Below are 17,214 nucleotides of genomic sequence, written 5' to 3'. Positions count from 1 at the left end.
GTGGGCACAGCTCGACTGGCCTTCACGGCACCCACTCAGGGGCGCGGGGCACTGCGCGACCAGCCCCTACCGGCCCGCGGCCGATGAGCTCACATGGCCGACGGATCCTGCGGCCCCCGCCCCGACAAGACCTCCCCGTACGCCTGCATCAGATCCGGCAGCCGCAGCGTCGCCAGATCCTCCCTGCCCAGCACCCCGGGGTAGACGGACAGCCTCAGATCCCGGTAGGCGCAGCTCTTCTCGTACAGCGTCCGCAGGAACCGCCCGTTGCCCAGCTCGTCGATCCACCCCTGGTCCACCACATGTCCCGCGATGGACCGCAGCTCGTCGAGGGCCTCCTCGTCCCAGTGGTCCCCGTTCTCCGCAGCCAGCACCTGGCCGATCTCGGTGAGTTCGAGGGGCCGGTACGACGGGAAGTCGACGCGGGTGGTGAAACGGGACGACAGGCCGGGGTTCGCGGCGAGCAGGCGGTCCATGCCCTCCGGGTAGCCGGCCAGGATCACCACGAGGTGGTCGCGGTTGTCCTCCGCGCGCTTCAGCAGCACCTGCAGGGCCTCGTCGCCGTACGCGTCCCCCTTGCCGTAGCCCGAGTTGGACAGCGCGTAGGCCTCGTCGACGAAGAGGACCCCTCCGAGGGCCGAGTCGATCAGTTCGTTCGCCTTCACGGCCGTCTGCCCGAGGTACTCGCCGACCAGGTCGGCCCGCTGGGCCTCCACGAGATGGTCGCCGCCGAGCAGCCCGAGGGCGTAGAAGACGCGGCCGAGGATGCGGGCGACGGTGGTCTTGCCGGTGCCGGAGGGGCCGGAGAAGACGAAGTGGCGTTTCGGCGGCTGGACAGGAAGGCCCTGCCCGGCCCGCAGCCGGGCCATGTTCAGCTGCGCCGACAGCGCCTTGACCTGGCGCTTCACCGGCTCCAGACCCACCATGCGCTCCAGCTCGGCGAGTGCCTCGTCCAGTAACGCCGGGTCGGTGGGCCCGGCGGGCAGGGAGGGAGCGGGGCCGGTCCTCTCACGGACCGGCGGGCCGGTCACCGGCGGCAGGGGAGCGAGCGGCGGCTCGGGATCGGGCAGCCTCAGGTCGCGCCCCTCGAGGCCGAAGAGCGGATCGAACCCGTCCGGCCCGTCCACGGCGTCCTGGCCCGCGCCGGTGAGCGTGATTGCCGCGAGGTCCGCCGCGTCGTCGTATCCGTCGCCCTCGGCGATGGCGGCGAGCCGGGCGGAGGTGTCCATGAAGGCCGGGTCGACGCGGTGCACGGCCCGGTACAGAGGGAGGGCGGCGGCGCTGCGGCCGGTGCCCTCGTGCGCCCGGGCCAGCCAGTAGCGCAGCTCCTTGCGCTGGGGCTGCTCGCTGCGGCAGCGCATCAGAGCGGCGGACAGCAGGGGTTCGGCCTGGCCGTACATCTCCAGGCGCACCCGGGCCATGCCGCCGAACAGGCCCGCCTCGATGCCGAGCATCGCATCGTCGAGCAGCGGATCGGTGTGGCGGACCAGCTGCTCCCAGTCCTTGACCAGGTAGGCGCGGCAGGAGTGCAGGAAGCGGACCTGGTGGTCGGTGTCCACCGGCGGCAGTCCGGCCAGCGCCCGGTCCAGCTCGGGGACGTGGCGGCCGTCCAGCCAGTGGGAGGCGTGCGCGAGCAGCAGGTCGCGGGGGCTCTCCAGCACGGGCTGCACCCACCAGCCCAGCCAGTACCAGGAGTTGAGCGCGCGGCGATAGCGGGAGCGCTGCTCGCCGAAGCGGTCCCGGTGCCGGAACATCCGCAGCAGCGCGGTCGTGGTGTCGACGCGCAGTGCGTGCAGTCCGAGCCAGCCGTCGGCCATCCCGGAGTCCATCCGCACGGCGGCGCGGAACTCCTCCTCCGCCTGCGGATACGCGCCCATGGTGTAGGCGTCCACGCCTCGCAGCCAGGCGAGGTCGGCCGGGGCCTGAGGGCCCTGCGTGCCGAAGTCCATCACGTCCCCCACAAACCGTGCCCCCGTCGGTATGCCAACGAGCCGTCCCCCAGCCGGCTGCCCTGCTCGAACCGCTGTGCCACGGACTGGAGTTGCACCGTGCGCGAAGCAACCGTCCGTAGGTCGCACCGAGGGCATCGTACCTGCGGGTGCGGCGCCCCCGTAGGGTGCCGCACGGGCCGTTCGGCGAGGTGGGAGCGGATGCGTCGGACCCGCGCGCGGTGACCCAGGGTGAGCACTCCGTGCCCCGTGGCGGCCGGAAAACCGGAAGAAGACAGAACGAAGCCCCCGATCACGGGGGAACAACCGGGGGCTTCGCGTCTGTGGGCGGCCCCGAAAGGCCGCACATTGAGAACGTAAGACCTGTACGGCCCAGCGGTCAAGCCGAGTTGAAGCACTCCGGCGACTTGTCCCGCAAGGCCCTTCACAGGTTCAGCACACTGCGGGCGGTTCGTCACCGTGCGTGAAGGGCTGGTCCGGTCCAACGATCCCAGCAGGCCCCGCGAGCACCTCATATCCCTGGTCTCGCTGCCGTACCAGAAGGTCGGCGAACGGCCGCGAGGGATCGTCGGCGAAATGCCGGCGCTCCGACGGAACCCATCCGTTCCAGAACTCCCGCTGCTCCTCCCCGTCCCGCGACCTCCCCCGCGCCCACGCCTCCTCGGGCGGCAGCTCCATCCACAGCAGCAGGGCCAAGTGGGGGCGCAGCGCCCGGCGCCCTGCACCGACGCCCTCCACGAGGAGCACCGGTGCGGGCGGGAGCGGACGCGGCGGGCCGAAGCGGTGGTCCCGCCAGTCGTAGGGGGCGTAGTGCGCGGTCCGGCCGTGGGAGAGCGGCTCGATCACCTGGTCCAGCAGCCGCCCGGTCCAGTCGAACAGCGCGTCGTGGCTGGCGATGTCGTCCAGACGCAGCACCGGCGCACCGTCCAGGGCCGCGGCCAACTGCCCGGCGAACGTGCTCTTTCCGGACCCCGCGTGCCCGTCGACACCGACGAGCCGGACCGGGCCGCAGGAGGGGGCCAGGCGGCGGGCCCGGGCGGCCAGGTCGCGGACGGCGGCGTCCCGTGCGGGGCGGAAGGGCGGATTCATCTCGCTCAGCACTCTAACGACGGGGCCCGCCGCGGATGCCACTGGTCGACGCCAATATTGATGGGCGCGGCGCGCGTCGAAGTGCTGGCAGGACACGTCGGGCTGTGCTCATATGTGGCGCACGCACGGATGCGACCGACCGTGCGCGGACCTGCCCCGCCCCTGCCCGACTCCGACATCCGGGGGTCCCCGCCATGCGCAGAGCCGAACCGCCGTCCCGCAGAACCGTCCTGGCCGCCGCGGTCGCCGCCGCCGTCACCGCGGGCGCGGCTCCGGCGGCCGCCGACCCCGAGGCGCTCGTGACGACCGACACCGCAGACCCCGCCCGGGCCCTGCCGGCCCGCACCGTCGACAACCGGGCCTGGGTCTCGTACGGCGACTGGTGCGGCGGCACGGCCAAGGGCACCCGGGCCGTCTCGGGCGCCCGCCCGGGCCTGGTGATCGCGAAGCCCGCCGGAACCGCCGACTACACGGATCCGCACACCGGCACCACCGCCGCGTGGGAGTACGGCACCTGGACGTCCCCCGTCCACCGGCTCGCCGTCCCCGCGACCGAGGCGATCGTCTCCTGGAACGCCCGCACCCCGGCCGGCACCTGGATCCAGGCCGAGGTCAAGGGCACCTACACCGACGGCACCGGCACCCCCTGGTACGTGATGGGCCGCTGGGCGGCCGGCGACCAGGACATCCGGCGCACCTCGGTCGACGACCAGAGCGACGGCAGGAGCACCGTCTGGACCGACACCCTGGCGATCGACGACCCGTCGACCGGCCTGCGCCTGACGTCGTACCGGCTGCGCCTGACCCTCTACCGCAAGCCCGGCACCCGGGCCACCCCCACCGTGTGGCGGCTCGGCGCGATGGGCTCCGACGTGCCCGACCGGTTCACCGTCCCGGCGTCCGCACCCGGCCTCGTGAAGGAACTGCGCGTCCCGCGCTACTCGCAGGAGACCCACAAGGGCCAGTACCCCGAGTACGACAACGGCGGCGAGGCCTGGTGCAGCCCGACGTCCTCCCAGATGATCATCGAGTACTGGGGCGGCCGGCTCACCGACGGGCAGCTGGCCTGGGTCGATCCCTCGTACGCGGATCCGCAGGTGTGCCACGCGGCCCGGTTCACCTATGACTACCAGTACGCGGGCTGCGGCAACTGGCCGTTCAACGCCGCGTACGCGGCCACGTTCAAGGACCTCCAGGGCGTGGTCACCCGGCTCGGCTCGCTCACCGAACTGCAGACGCTGATCGCCGCGGGCATCCCGGCCATAACGTCCCAGTCGTTCCTCAAGGAGGAACTGACCGGCGCCGGGTACGGCACGGCCGGGCACCTGATGACCGTCATCGGCTTCACCGCCGACGGCGACGTGATCGCCAACGATCCCTACTCGGCGAGCAACGAGGCCGTACGCCGCGTCTACCGGCGACGCGAGTTCGAGAACATCTGGCTGCGGACCAAGCGGTACAACGCCTCCGGCAAGGTCGTCTCGGGCACCGGCGGCGTCTGCTACCTGTACTTCCCGGCGCGCCCGAGCGCGGCCCAGCGCACGGCACTGGCGGGCGTGGGCGTTCGCGTGTGACCAAGCTCTCGGCCGCAAAAGCCACTCCCGGTGGCAAGGTGGACAGAACTCCGGGGGGAGTCCGCCCGCACCACCGACCCTGCGAGAAGCCATGAACGCGCACTCAGTCACCGCCCCACGCGTCCGCACCGGCGGCCCTCGGGAAGACGGCCCGAAGATCGTCGAGCAGGTCATGGGCTGGGCCCTCGTCGTGGTCGTCGCGATGCTCGTGACCCAGCTCGGGCTGCTGTGACCTGACCCGTGACCCGGCAGTGTGGCCTGCCATACTGCGGAGGTCCCGCCCCGCCCGTTGAGACCAGGGTCGAAATTGAATATCAGCCCCCAGCCTGCCGCGCGCCCCAGGGCCCGCGGCACCGAGCGCTCGATGGCGCGCCGTGCCGAACTCATCGCCATCGGGCGGAGGTTGTTCGCCGACACGTCCTACGACGCCCTGTCGATGGACGACATCGCCCGGCAGGCGCACGTCGCCAAGGGACTGATCTACTACTACTTCCAGTCCAAGCGGGGCTACTACCTGGCCATCATCCAGGACTCCGTCACCGAGCTGCTCACCCTGGCGGCCGGCGGACTCGAACTGCCCCCGGTCGACCGGGTCCAGCGCACCATCGACAGCTATCTGCGCTACGCCGAGCACAACCAGGCCGCGTACCGCACGATCGTCAGCGGCGGCGTCGGCTTCGACACCGAGGTGCACGCCCTCCGCGACGGGGTGCGCGAGGCTGTCGTGACGACGATCGCCGAGGGCGCGTACGGCCGCGCCGGCATCAGCCCGCTGGCCCGTATGGGGCTGCTGGCCTGGGTGTGCAGTGTCGAGGGCGCCACCCTGGAGTGGATCGACCGTCCCGAACTGCCCCGCGCGACCATGTGCGAGCTGCTGGTGAAGACGCTGGGCGGTGCCCTGCGCGCGATCGAGGAACTGGACTCCGCCCACCCGGCCCCGCAGCCGGCCCGTCGGGGCGCATGAGAAAGGGGCGGAGGGTCCGCCACGCCCCCTCCGCCCCTTCTCCCAGCCCTACTTGATGGCCTTGATCAGCTCACCGTCCGACGTGTCGCCGCTCAGCTCCCAGAAGAACGTGCCGCCCAGCCCCTGCTGGTTCTTGTAGTTCATCTTGGTCGCGATGGTTGCCGGGGTGTCGTAACTCCACCAGTCGCTGCCGCACTTGGCATACGCCGTGCCGGCCACCGTCCCCGTCGCCGGGCACTTGGTCCTGAGTATCTTGTAGTCCTCGATGCCCTGCTCGTACGTGCCCGCCGCCGGGCCGGTCGCGGTGCCGCCCGGGGCGGACTGCGTGACGCCGGTCCAGCCGCGGCCGTAGAAGCCGATGCCGAGCAGCAGCTTCGAGGCGGGGATGCCGAGGCCCTTGAGCTTGGCGATCGTCGCCGAGCTGTGGTGGTCCGCCTTCGGGATGCCGGCGTACGAGGTCAGCGGCGAGTGCGGGGCCGTGGGGCCGGCGGCGTCCCAGGCGCCGAAGAAGTCGTACGTCATCGGGTTGTACCAGTCGACGTACCGGGCGGCGCCCGCGTAGTCCGCCGCGTCGATCTTGCCGCCCGGGGTGGCGTCGGCGGTGATCGCCGCGGTGACGAGGTTCCGCGGGCCGAACTCGGCGCGCAGCGCCCGCATCAGGTTCCTGAAGGCCGCCTTGCCGCTGGTGTCGCAGGTGGCGCCGCAGGTGTTGGGGTACTCCCAGTCGATGTCGATGCCGTCGAAGACGTCGGCCCACTGGGAGTTCTCGACGAGGTCGTGGCAGGACCGGGCGAAGGCGGCCGGGTTCTTCGCGGCCTCGCCGAAGCCGCTCGACCAGGTCCAGCCGCCGAAAGACCACAGGACCTTGAGGTTCGGGTGCTTCTGCTTGAGCTTGCGCAGCTGGTTGAAGGTGCCGCGCAGGGGCTGGTCCCAGGTGTCGGCCTTGCCGTCGACGGACTCGGCGGCCGTGTAGGCCCGGTCGGTGGCGGCGTAGCCGTCGCCCATGGCGCACTTGCCGCCGGTGACGTTGCCGAAGGCGTAGTTGATGTGGGTGAGCGCGGCGCCCGATCCCGACGTCTCGATGTTCTTGACGTAGTACTCGCGGTCGTAGGTGCCCCATTCGGTGAAGTACCCGATGACCTTGGATCCGAGGGCTTTGGCCCGGGGAGCGGCCTTGGAGTCTGCGGCGGCCTCCTGAGCCGAGGTCGCCGCGGTGGCGGAGGTGCCCGCGCCGGCCAGCAGACCGGCGCCGAGGACGGCGCAGCAGGCCGCGGACACGATGGCCCGGAAGCGGGAACGGTGGGGGGTGTGCATCCGGTGTCTCCTCGTGGGGAGGGGAGCGCGCGCTGATTGGCATGAACGCGGTGAATCGGTGGAGCGAAACAGTAGGAGGACTAGACCAGTTGGGTCAATGGTTCGGACCAATTTCGCCGCTTCGGTCGCGCCCGGCCATTTCTTGAAGTAAGCGGTCGTTAACTGGTGACGGGATGCCTCCGATCGGGCATACTCACAGCGCACAGCCGCTGGTCAGCAGCTTCCGAGACCCGGGACTGCCAGCATCGGCCAGGCACCAGAACGACCCGGCGGCGCCGCCCCCACCCATGGGCCCGTCCGCCAGTGCCCGACAGGGAGGAGAGCGTCGCCATGCCCGACCGCGCCCCGCAGCCGGTGGACCGACAACTGCCCACGGAGGAGGCCCGGGACCTGATCTCGCTCGTCCGCGACATCGCGGCGCAGGAGATCGTTCCGAACGCGGCCGAGGAGGAGGACGCCGGCCGCTTCCCGCGTGAGCTGTTCACCCTGCTCTCCCGCTCCGGCCTGCTCGGCCTGCCGTACGACTCAGAGTACGGCGGCGGCGACCAGCCCTACGAGGTCTATCTCCAGGTCCTGGAGGAGCTCGCCGCGGCCCGCCTCACCGTCGGTCTCGGCGTCAGCGTCCACTCCCTGGCCTCTTACGCGCTCGCCGCCTACGGCTCCAAGGAGCAGCAGGTCGAGCACCTGCCCGCGATGCTGGGCGGCGGCGAGCTCGGCGCCTACTGCCTCTCCGAGCCGCATTCCGGATCGGACGCGGCGGCCCTGCGCACCAAGGCCGTGCGGGACGGCGACGGCTGGGTGATCACCGGCACCAAGGCCTGGATCACGCACGGCGGGATCGCCGACTTCTACACGGTGATGGCGCGCACCGGCGAGGAGGGCCCGCGCGGGATCAGCGCCTTCCTGGTGCCCGGCGACGCCGAGGGGCTGAGCGCCGCCGTGCCGGAGAAGAAGATGGGCATGAAGGGCTCACCCACCGCGCAGGTCCACTTCGACGGCGTCCGCGTACCCGACGACCGCCGCATCGGCGAGGAGGGCCAGGGCTTCGCGATCGCCCTGTCCTCGCTCGACTCCGGGCGGCTCGGCATCTCGGCGTGCGCCATCGGCGTGGCGCAGGCCGCGCTCGACGAGGCCTTGGCCTACGCGGCCGAAAGGCGCCAGTTCGGCAAGCCGATCGCCGACTTCCAGGGGCTGCGGTTCATGCTCGCCGACATGGCGACGCAGATCGAGGCGGGCCGCGCGCTCTACCTCGCGGCGGCACGGCTGAAGGACGCGGGCCGTCCGTTCGCGCGGCAGGCCGCCATGGCCAAGCTGCACTGCACCGACACGGCGATGCGGGTCACCACCGACGCCGTGCAGATTCTCGGCGGCTACGGCTACACCGCCGACTTCCCGGCCGAGCGCTACATGCGCGAGGCCAAGGTGCTGCAGATCGTGGAGGGCACCAACCAGATCCAGCGGATGGTCATCGCCCGCCATCTCGTGGGTCCAGAGGGACGCTGAACTGATCGAGGCCCCGCCAAGGGGCCGCGAGCCGCATCCACTCCGGGTCGTGCCGGCCCGGCAGGGTGCGGCCCCCTTCGGCCCAGGTCCGCATCAGGTCGCGGTAGATCGGCGGGTCCTGGTAGCGGGGCGGAGCCGGCCGAACCGATTCTGCGGGCGGCGGGACGTACAGGAGGCGCTGACGCCCGGTCGCTGAGGAGATGGGGGTCATACCAGGGCAACGCGGCAGAGCCCGGACAGGTCACCGGATGGTGGAATCGGGCGTTCGTTCAGTGCCGCGCGCTCAGGGCGCACTGAACCGCACCACGGCAGTCTGCGGACCGTGGTGCGGGGCAGCTACGGGAGTGGAGCGAGCGGGCGAGGAAGGCCCGCGCTCAGGCCGCTTGGCGGCGCATGACCGGGACCCTGAGGGGGCGCGAGCCCGGGCCGCCGACGTGCGAGAAGGGCTGGGTCCGCCAGTCGAGCCCCTGAGGGAGCGTCAACAGCAGGGCGGTGTCCTGCTCCTGAGGTTCCACGGACTCGTCCGCGGGGCGGGCGTCCGTGGCCCTGCGGCCGGTTCCGGCGCAGACCGTGAGTCCGAACGGGTTCCACGGCGAGGCGCACAGCGCGTGCTCCGGCAGAACCTCCTCGTCCGCCAGCAGGGCGATGGGCTGCGCGCAGTCCGGGCAGACGACCCGGAACATCTCGAACGTGTCGTAGGCGTCGAGTTCGTCGTCGAAGGCGTCGGGTTCGACACCCTCCGGCTCGGGCTCGACGACGAGCTGCTGCCGCTTGGGTGCGGTGCGACCAGGGCGCTTAAGACTCTGCATTGGGTTCTCCCCCTCGGGCTGGGCCGTATCAGGCATGCGGCCTCGACCACAGCAAGCACTTCCCGTCCCCCCTGGGCGGTAATCACGAGAACATCACGGAGACCGTTCGAGCCCTGTGGCGTTCGTCACATGCCCCGTGCAGGTGTCCACTGCGGCGGATTTGTCCCCCGGACGGCTGACCGTCGGCTTCCGGCCACATCACGAACCGGGCATGACCTGGGCCGCTCAGGTATCCGAGGAGATCAACCGCACTGTAGGTTCTTGCGCCATGGAGGAGCTGGACCGACAGATCGTGCAGCTGCTCGTCAAGGACGGGCGGATGAGCTACACCGACCTGGGCAAGGCCACGGGGCTGTCCACGTCGGCCGTGCATCAGCGGGTGCGGCGGCTGGAGCAGCGGGGTGTCATCCGGGGCTACGCCGCGGTCGTCGACCCGGAGGCCGTGGGGCTGCCGATGACGGCGTTCATCTCGGTCAAACCGTTCGATCCGAGTGCGCCGGACGACATCGCGGACCGGCTGGCCGGCGTGCCCGAGATCGAGGCCTGCCACAGCGTCGCGGGGGACGAGAACTACATCCTCAAGGTGCGGGTCGCCACGCCGCACGAGCTGGAGGAACTGCTGGCGCGGCTGCGGTCGCTGGCGGGGGTGTCCACGCGGACGACGGTGGTGTTGTCCACGCCGTACGAGGCGCGGCCGCCCAGAATCTGACCGGTCGTTCGGCGGCTGCGGGTCGTGTGTGGCCGATCGCGCGGTTCCCGGCGCCCCTTGCAGGGCGTTGCACCAGGGCCTGTGAGACTGTGCTCCATGAGTGAGTCCAGTGCGCCGCCGAAGACCGTTCTGCTACGCCGCGGCGAGGTCCATAGCCCTGCCGATCCCTTCGCCACCGCCATGGTCGTGGAGCGGGGGCAGGTCGCCTGGGTCGGATCCGAGGGGGCCGCTGACGCCTTTGCGGGCGGGGTCGACGAGGTCGTCGATCTCGATGGAGCGCTGGTCACTCCGGCGTTCACGGACGCGCATGTGCACACCACCGCCACCGGTCTCGCCCTGACCGGTCTCGACCTGTCCTGCGCTCCCTCCCTCGACGCCGCCCTCACCCTCGTACGGGACTTCGCCGCCGCACGCCCCGACGACCGCGTCCTGCTCGGGCACGGGTGGGACGCCGCCCGCTGGCCCGGGGGCCGGCCTCCGACGCGGGCCGAGCTCGACGAGGCCACCGGCCACCGGCCTCTCTACCTCAGCCGGATCGACGTCCACTCGGCGGTCGTCACCACGACCCTGCTCAACCTGGTTCCCGATGTCACCCGTGAGGATGGTCCGCTCACCGCGGACGCCCACCACGCCGTGCGGGCCGCCGCGTTCGCCGCCGTGACGCCGCAGCAGCGCACCGAGGCGCAGCGCGCCGCCCTCGCGCACGTCGTCTCGCTCGGGATCGGGACCGTCCACGAGTGTGCCGGGCCGGAGATCTCCGCCGAGGACGACTTCACCGGACTGCTGCGCCTCGCGGGGGAGGAGCCCGGGCCGCGGGTCGTCGGCTACTGGGCGGAGCAGGACGTCGCCAAGGCGCGGGAACTGGGCGCGGCCGGCGCCGCGGGGGACCTGTTCGTCGACGGCGCCCTCGGCTCGCACACGGCCTGTCTGCACCAGCCGTACGCCGACGCCGGGCACACCGGCATCGGCTACCTGGACGCTGCCGCGGTCGCGGCGCACGTCGTGGCGTGCACGGAGGCGGGTCTGCAGGCCGGTTTCCACGCCATCGGCGACGCGGCCGTGGACGCCGTGGTGGAGGGCGTGCGCGCCGCCGCCGAGAAGCTCGGGCTCGGCCGGATCCGGGCCGCCCGGCACCGCGTCGAGCACGCCGAGATGCTCACCCCGGAAAGTGTCGCCGCCTTCGCCGAACTCGGCCTCACCGCTTCGGTACAGCCCGCCTTCGACGCCCTGTGGGGCGGCGAGGAGGGCATGTACGCGCAGCGGCTCGGGCGGGAGCGGGCCCGTGCTCTGAACCCCTTCGCGGCCCTGCTGCGCGCCGGTGTCCCGCTCGCGTTCGGCTCCGACAGCCCGGTCACCCCGCTCGACCCGTGGGGCACAGTCCGGGCCGCCGCCTTCCACCGCACGCCGGAGCACCGCGTCTCCGTGCGCGCCGCGTTCACGGCGCACACGCGCGGCGGCTGGCGGGCCGTCGGACGCGACGACGCGGGCGTCCTGGTCCCGGGCGCCCCCGCCGACTACGCCGTGTGGCGTACCGGCGAACTCGTCGTCCAGGCCCCGGACGACCGCGTCGCGCGCTGGTCTACGGATCCCCGCTCCGGCACCCCGGGTCTGCCCGACCTGACTCCGGGCCGCGACCTGCCCGTCTGTCTGCGGACCGTGGTCGGCGGCCGCACGGTCTTCGTACGGCCGGGCGAGTGATCTACGGGGGTGGCGCGCATGAAGTCGTGCGCCGCGCCCCCGGCGCGCGACCTGCGCATCCTCCGCCCTGACCAGGGCGTTGCCGGAAGATACGCAGATCAAAGGGCTGTTGACAGGCGGCCGCAGGAGGCCGGTAGGTTCGGCCGGGTCCACCACCGGACGCCCGACCGGGGAACGTCCGAGCACTCGCCGCGGCGCCGCCGGGTCAGGGACGGTGTGCCGCACCGGGGCACCGCCACTGGGAGCCAGGCTCAGGCCGGCGCAGCGCCGAGGGAACGTTCCGGCCGGTCGGGGAGGTGTGACCCCGGGTGGGGCCCGGGCGCTCAGTAGACAACGGCTTTCGGTCGATCCGCAGCCGGCGGATCCCAGGTCGGCCCGAAGGGCGCCGGGCCCCCATCCGCCGTACACGCGCACCCGCGGGCGCGCTCTTACCCGTGTCTTGCGGATTCGACACCGCGATTCGAACGTCCTGTCACGTCATCGCAGGCCGGGCCCACTATGGTGGACCTCTGCGTATGAACATGAAGGGGCAGCAGTGAACGACGGCGACGGAGCCCTCGCGGCAGGAGCCCGGGTGAGGAAGTTCGGCCCGCTCGGCACGGCCTTGGTGATCATCCCGACCTACAACGAGGCGGAGAACATCAAGAGCATCGTCGGCCGGGTACGCAAGGCCGTCCCCGAGGCGCACGTGCTCGTGGCCGACGACAACAGCCCGGACGGCACGGGCAAGCTGGCCGACGAGCTGGTCGTCGAGGACGACCACGTCCACGTGCTGCACCGCAAGGGCAAGGAGGGCCTGGGCGCCGCCTACCTCGCGGGCTTCCACTGGGGCATGGAGCACGACTACGGCGTGCTGGTCGAGATGGACGCCGACGGCTCCCACCAGCCCGAGGAACTGCCCCGTCTGCTCACCGCCCTCAAGAGCGCCGACCTGGTGCTGGGCTCGCGCTGGGTGCCGGGCGGCCGGGTGGTGAACTGGCCGAAGTCCCGCGAGGTGATCTCCCGCGGCGGCAGCCTCTACTCGCGGCTGGCACTCGACCTGCCGCTGCGCGACATCACCGGCGGTTACCGGGCTTTCCGCCGCGAGACCCTGGAGGGCCTCGGCCTCGACGAGGTCGCCTCCCAGGGGTACTGCTTCCAGGTCGATCTCGCCCGCCGCGCGGTCAAGGCCGGCTATCACGTGGTCGAGGTGCCCATCACGTTCGTCGAGCGCGAACTGGGTGACTCCAAGATGAGCCGCGACATCCTCGTCGAGGCACTGTGGCGCGTCACGGCGTGGGGTGTGGGGGAGCGGGTCGGCAAGGTCACGGGGCGCGGCGGCAAACCCTCCAAGCCGTAGCCGCACGCCGCTTCCGGGCCGGCCGCTCACAGGAAGAGCTGATGGCGGCCTTATCCCGTGCTGAGCCGGGGCCAGGCACACTGGAGACATGACGACTGGCGCTCAGACCCCGCTGTCCCCTGCCCGGCCCCGGCGCTCCCGGCTGCGTACGTTCCTGCCGCTGGGCGCCGCCGCCTGGCTCGTGCTGGAGATCTGGCTGCTCACGATGGTCGCGGGGGCCACCAGCGGGCTGGTGGTCTTCCTCGTCCTGCTGGCGGGTCTCGTCCTCGGCTCGGTCGTCATCAAGCGGGCCGGACGGCGGGCCTTCCGCAAGCTCTCCGAGGCGCTGCAACAGCAGCAGAGCGGTGTGATGCCCGACGCGGCCCGGCCGGGCAGCGAGGGCAACGGCCTGATGATGCTCGGCGGCCTGCTCCTGATGATCCCCGGCCTGGTGTCGGACGCGGTGGGCCTGCTCCTGCTGCTGCCGCCGGTCCAGAAGGCCGTGAGCCGCTCGGCCGAGCGCACCTTCGAGCGCAAGCTCCGGGAAGCCCGCCCGGGCACCTTGGGCGGTGCCTTCCAGCAGGCCCGGATGCACCAGCCCGACGGCAAGGTGGTCCAGGGCGAGGTCGTCCGGGACGAGTCCGGGGCCGCCCCGCAGCCGCCGCGCCCGCCGCTGACGCACTGAGCCGCCCCGGGTCCAGGCACCCGGCACCGGACACGCAGAAGACCGCGGGCGCCGTACATTTCGTACGGCGCCCGCGGTCTTCTGATGCGCTGTTTCTTCGGCCAGACCCTGGAGGGACTATGCCGACTTGCGGCTGTCGCGGGGATGAACAGCGATGTTCATCGCACCGGAGCGCAAAACCGCCAGGCGCTCCGCGAGGACCTCTTCGAGTTCCTCGCGGGTGCGCCGCTCCATCAGCATGTCCCAATGCGTACGCGCGGGCTTGCCCTTTTTCTCTTCAGGGACATCGCCGTCCACGAGGAGTGCCTGGGCCCCACAGACCTTGCACTCCCACTCCGGCGGGATCTCCGCCTCGACCGAGAAGGGCATCTCGAAGCGGTGCCCCTTCTCGCATGCGTACTCCACGGCCTGGCGCGGGGCCAGGTCGATGCCGCGGTCCGTCTCGTAGCTGGTCACCACGAGGCGCGTGCCGCGAAGAGCTCGCTCACTCATGAATCGTGCCTCCCGGGCTTGTCGCCCACAGGACAGGTGTCGCTGTCGTCGTCATCCGGTCAACGTCCGGTCGGCGGTAAAGATTCCCGTTCCGAGTCCCGTTCCGGGTCATGCGTCGCCGTCGTAGCCGCCCTTGTTGTACCCACCAGCGCCCGGTTTGTCACATCTGATAGGAGATGTAACCCAGCGTTTCGGCATCTTTGACGCGCAGTAACGGTCCGCCTGGCAGGCCAAACGCGTACACTACAGCCCTTTCGCGCTCAGTGCTAAATCCTGTCAGGAACCGGGTTCCCCGCTTCCTCGATCGCACGCCGCACCGGAACCCGCGCGAGCAGGGCGAACCCGAGCACGAAGAAGACCACCAGCGAGATGATCGCGTCCCGGTAGCTCCCGGTCAGCTGGTAGGTGAGCCCGAACAGCAGCGGCCCGAGCCAGCTCATGCCCCGGTCGCTCATCTCGTACGCCGAGAAGTATTCGGCCTCCTTGCCGGGCGGGACGAGATGGGAGAACAGGGACCGGGACAGCGCCTGGCTGCCGCCGAGGACCAGGCCGATCCCGGCGGCCAGGACGAAGAACCACACCGGCGCCCCGGCCGGCAGGAAGTACCCGGCCGCCAGCGTCACGGTCCACGCGACCAGCGAGCCGAGGATCGTGCGCTGGGCCCCGTACACCCTGGCCAGCCGGCCCATGGTCAGCGCGCCCGCCACCGCCAGCACCTGCACCAGCAGCACGGCGCCGATGAGAGTGGACTGCCCGAGGCCGAGTTCCTCGGAGCCGTAGACCGAGGCCTGGGAGATCACCGTCTGGACGCCGTCGTTGTAGACGAGGTACGCGAGCAGGAAGGCCAGCGTCAGCGGGTGGCGGCGCATGTCGCGGACGGTCGCCGCGAGCTGCCGGAAGCCCGGGAGGGCCGTCTCGCCTCCTGCGGTCCTGCGATCGCGCAGCCGCCGCAGCGGGATGAGGGCGAACGCGCCCCACCACAGGCCGGCCGAGGCCAGGCAGATGCGGACCGCCGCGCTCTCGGACAGGCCGAAGCCGTCGTGCCCGGTGTAGAGGACGAGGTTCGCGACGAGGACCAGTGAACCCGCCGCGTAACCGAAGGCCCAGCCGCGGGAGGAGACCGCGTCCCGCTGCTCGGGCGGTGCGATCTGCGGCAGGTAGGAGTTGTAGAGCATCATCGCCACGGACTGCGCGGCGTTCGCGACGATCAGGAGGGCCCCGCCCAGCAGGTAGCGGTCGCCGTCCAGGAAGAACATGGCCGCCGTGGCCGTGGCACCGGTGTAGGCGGCGGCGGCGAGGAGGGGCTTCTTGCGGCCGGTGCGGTCGGCGGCGGCGCCCACCAGGGGCATCACCAGCACGGCCGCGATCACCGACAGGGACACCGAGTACGCGAAGAAGGAGCCGGCCCGCACCGGGATGCCGAGGGGGTGGACGTACCCGTCGGCGTCGGCCGCCGACTTGGCGACCGAGGTCAGGTAAGGGCCCAGGAACACGGTGAGCACACTCGTCGAGTAGACGGAGCACGCCCAGTCGTAGACGTACCAGCCGCGCTGCTCGCGCCTCAGCTGCGCGGCCCCGTCGGCCGGCGGTGTCCGCACGGTGTCGTTGCCCACCCGTGCCCTCGCTTCCCCGTGAACGCGCAGAGGGACGGGTGCGGGGTCAGACCCAGACGCCGCGGTCCTCCATGACCTTGCGCAACGTGTCGATGTGATCGGTCATGATGCCATCCACGCCCAGGTCGAGAAGCCGGTGCATGCTCTCCGCGTCGTTGACGGTCCACACGTGCACCTGGAGCCCGCGCGCGTGGGCGGCGTGCAGGAAGCGCCGGTCCACGACCTGGATGCCGGAGTGGGTCTCGGGGACCTGAGCGGCCACCGCCGAGCGGCGCACCGCCGCCGGCAGCCCCCAGGAGCGCAGCCGCAGGTTGAACACGCCCCGAGTGCCGTACGACGTGGCCAGGCGGGGACCGGCCAGCCGCCGGGCGCGCACCACACGCGCCTCGGAGAAGGAGCCGAGGCAGATCCGGTCCCAGGCGTCCGTCCGTCCGACCAGGTCGAGGAGGGGCGGCAGGGCGGCCTCCGCCTTGACGTCCACGTTCCAGCGGACGTCGGGGAAGGTCTCCAGGAGTTCCTCGAAGAGGGGCAGCGGTTCCTCGCCCGCCACCCGCGCCTGCCGTACCTCCTGCCAGGGCAGGTCGGCGATCCGGCCCGCGCCGTCCGTCACCCGGTCCAGGGTCGCGTCGTGGAAGGCGACGAGTTCGCCGTCCCGGGTGGTGTGGACGTCGGTCTCGATGTACCGGTAGCCGGCCTCCACGGCACACCGGAACTGCCGCACGGTGTTCTCCAGGCCGTCCGCGGCCCCACCCCGGTGGGCGAAGGCGATCGGGCCGGGGTGGTCGAGGTAGGGATGGCGTATCCGCGGGGTCACGGACGCAGTATCGCCCCTCGGGGTCGACCGGTGGCAACGGCCGTGCTGACACCGGATGCCGCAGGGACGGCGAACACGCGCAGGAACGCCTGGGCGAGGGGGCCGATCGCCAGGGCGTACAGCAGGGTGCCGATCCCGACGGTGCCGCCCAGGGCGAACCCGGTCGCCACGACCGCGAGCTCGATGCCCGTGCGGACCAGACGGATCGAGACGCCGGTGAGCTGGTGCAGTCCGGTCATGAGGCCGTCACGGGGACCCGGGCCGAAGCGCGCCGCGATGTACAGGCCGGTCGCCGCGCCGTTCAGGACGATCCCCGCCACCATCAGCGTCACGCGCGGCGCCCAGCCGTGAGCGTCGGGCGTCAGGGCCAGCGTCGCGTCCATGGCCATGCCGATGACCAGCACGTTGGAGATCGTGCCCAGGCCCGGCCGCTGGCGCAGTGGGATCCACGCGAGCAGCACCGCGGCGCCCACGAGGGTCAGCACGACGCCGATGGACAACCCGGTCCGCTCGGCGAGACCCTGGTGCAGCACGTTCCACGGCTCCAGTCCGAGCCCTGACCGGACGAGCAGCGCCGAACTCGCGCCGTACAGCGCGAGACCGACGTAGAGCTGGATGAGCCGTCGGGCGAGACGCCCCCGCGTGGACATGATGTGCCCCCTGGTGTTAGTGGACTGCTGCAT

General features: G+C 71.7%; 17 protein-coding genes. 8 read left to right on the top strand and 9 right to left on the bottom strand.

The window, feature by feature from the left end; translation table 11 throughout:
* Positions 1 to 89 precede the first annotated feature (89 nt).
* Both CEB94_RS07405 and CEB94_RS07400 read right to left on the bottom strand, forming a co-directional pair.
* Complete coding sequence (locus CEB94_RS07405) at positions 90 to 1,949, bottom strand: AAA family ATPase (protein ID WP_175431399.1); 1,860 nt, start codon at positions 1,947 to 1,949, stop codon at positions 90 to 92.
* 432 nt (positions 1,950 to 2,381) lie between these two features.
* Positions 2,382 to 3,038, bottom strand: coding sequence for a uridine kinase family protein (locus tag CEB94_RS07400; protein ID WP_175431398.1), 657 nt, complete (start codon positions 3,036 to 3,038; stop codon positions 2,382 to 2,384).
* Positions 3,039 to 3,232: 194 nt separating this feature from the next.
* Here CEB94_RS07400 and CEB94_RS07395 point away from each other — a divergent pair, with 194 nt between their 5' ends.
* The 3 genes from CEB94_RS07395 (at position 3,233) to CEB94_RS07385 (ending at position 5,576) form a co-directional block, all read left to right on the top strand.
* A complete protein-coding gene (locus tag CEB94_RS07395) occupies positions 3,233 to 4,612 on the top strand; it encodes a peptidase C39 family protein (protein ID WP_175431397.1) in 1,380 nt (459 codons plus the stop codon).
* 91 nt (positions 4,613 to 4,703) lie between these two features.
* Positions 4,704 to 4,844 carry an SCO1431 family membrane protein gene (locus CEB94_RS07390; RefSeq protein WP_175431396.1) on the top strand — a complete coding sequence of 47 codons (141 nt, stop codon included), beginning with the start codon at positions 4,704 to 4,706 and terminating at the stop codon, positions 4,842 to 4,844.
* Positions 4,845 to 4,919: 75 nt separating this feature from the next.
* Positions 4,920 to 5,576 carry a TetR/AcrR family transcriptional regulator gene (locus CEB94_RS07385; RefSeq protein ID WP_175431395.1) on the top strand — a complete coding sequence of 219 codons (657 nt, stop codon included), beginning with the start codon at positions 4,920 to 4,922 and terminating at the stop codon, positions 5,574 to 5,576.
* A 48-nt stretch (positions 5,577 to 5,624) separates the two neighbouring features.
* Here the strand turns inward: CEB94_RS07385 and CEB94_RS07380 are convergent, their stop codons facing one another.
* Complete coding sequence (locus tag CEB94_RS07380) at positions 5,625 to 6,890, bottom strand: glycoside hydrolase family 18 protein (RefSeq protein ID WP_175431394.1); 1,266 nt, start codon at positions 6,888 to 6,890, stop codon at positions 5,625 to 5,627.
* A gap of 330 nt (positions 6,891 to 7,220) precedes the next feature.
* Here CEB94_RS07380 and CEB94_RS07375 point away from each other — a divergent pair, with 330 nt between their 5' ends.
* Complete coding sequence (locus CEB94_RS07375; RefSeq protein ID WP_175431393.1) at positions 7,221 to 8,393, top strand: acyl-CoA dehydrogenase family protein; 1,173 nt, start codon at positions 7,221 to 7,223, stop codon at positions 8,391 to 8,393.
* On the opposite strand, the gene CEB94_RS42190 is transcribed toward CEB94_RS07375, so the two are convergent.
* Positions 8,356 to 8,604, bottom strand: coding sequence for a hypothetical protein (locus CEB94_RS42190; protein ID WP_078615159.1), 249 nt, complete (start codon positions 8,602 to 8,604; stop codon positions 8,356 to 8,358). The genes CEB94_RS07375 and CEB94_RS42190 overlap by 38 nt on opposite strands.
* Positions 8,605 to 8,767: 163 nt before the next feature.
* Positions 8,768 to 9,202: a hypothetical protein gene (locus CEB94_RS07370; protein WP_175431392.1), complete on the bottom strand. Its 435-nt coding sequence runs from the start codon at positions 9,200 to 9,202 to the stop codon at positions 8,768 to 8,770.
* A gap of 268 nt (positions 9,203 to 9,470) precedes the next feature.
* Between CEB94_RS07370 and CEB94_RS07365 the strand changes: the two genes are divergently transcribed.
* From CEB94_RS07365 to fxsA, 4 genes are all read left to right on the top strand, one after another.
* Positions 9,471 to 9,911, top strand: a complete 441-nt coding sequence (locus CEB94_RS07365; RefSeq protein WP_004002750.1) for an Lrp/AsnC family transcriptional regulator — start codon at positions 9,471 to 9,473, stop codon at positions 9,909 to 9,911.
* Between the two features lie 96 nt (positions 9,912 to 10,007).
* Positions 10,008 to 11,609, top strand: coding sequence for an amidohydrolase (locus tag CEB94_RS07360; RefSeq protein WP_175431391.1), 1,602 nt, complete (start codon positions 10,008 to 10,010; stop codon positions 11,607 to 11,609).
* 535 nt (positions 11,610 to 12,144) lie between these two features.
* On the top strand, positions 12,145 to 12,948 hold the full coding sequence (locus CEB94_RS07355; RefSeq protein WP_175431390.1) for a polyprenol monophosphomannose synthase: 804 nt from the start codon (positions 12,145 to 12,147) through the stop codon (positions 12,946 to 12,948).
* Positions 12,949 to 13,036: 88 nt separating this feature from the next.
* Positions 13,037 to 13,612, top strand: a complete 576-nt coding sequence (gene fxsA / locus CEB94_RS07350; protein ID WP_175431389.1) for an FxsA family membrane protein — start codon at positions 13,037 to 13,039, stop codon at positions 13,610 to 13,612.
* A gap of 117 nt (positions 13,613 to 13,729) precedes the next feature.
* Here the strand turns inward: fxsA and CEB94_RS07345 are convergent, their stop codons facing one another.
* The 4 genes from CEB94_RS07345 to yczE form a co-directional block, all read right to left on the bottom strand.
* A complete protein-coding gene (locus CEB94_RS07345) occupies positions 13,730 to 14,104 on the bottom strand; it encodes an RNA polymerase-binding protein RbpA (protein ID WP_175431388.1) in 375 nt (124 codons plus the stop codon).
* 266 nt (positions 14,105 to 14,370) lie between these two features.
* On the bottom strand, positions 14,371 to 15,717 hold the full coding sequence (locus CEB94_RS07340; RefSeq protein ID WP_175431387.1) for an MFS transporter: 1,347 nt from the start codon (positions 15,715 to 15,717) through the stop codon (positions 14,371 to 14,373).
* Positions 15,718 to 15,763: 46 nt separating this feature from the next.
* The gene (locus CEB94_RS07335; protein ID WP_175431386.1) at positions 15,764 to 16,531 is read right to left on the bottom strand and encodes a glycerophosphodiester phosphodiesterase family protein; all 768 of its coding nucleotides are present in this window, start codon (positions 16,529 to 16,531) and stop codon (positions 15,764 to 15,766) included.
* Positions 16,528 to 17,181, bottom strand: a complete 654-nt coding sequence (gene yczE, locus CEB94_RS07330) for a membrane protein YczE (RefSeq protein WP_175436925.1) — start codon at positions 17,179 to 17,181, stop codon at positions 16,528 to 16,530. The genes CEB94_RS07335 and yczE overlap by 4 nt, the downstream gene beginning before the upstream one ends.
* Between the last annotated feature and the right edge of the window lie 33 nt (positions 17,182 to 17,214).

The organism is Streptomyces hawaiiensis, assembly GCF_004803895.1.
GTDB lineage: Bacteria > Actinomycetota > Actinomycetes > Streptomycetales > Streptomycetaceae > Streptomyces > Streptomyces hawaiiensis.
The sequence above is the reverse complement of the archived record's forward strand: the minus strand, read 5'-3'. Positions and strand labels throughout refer to the sequence as shown.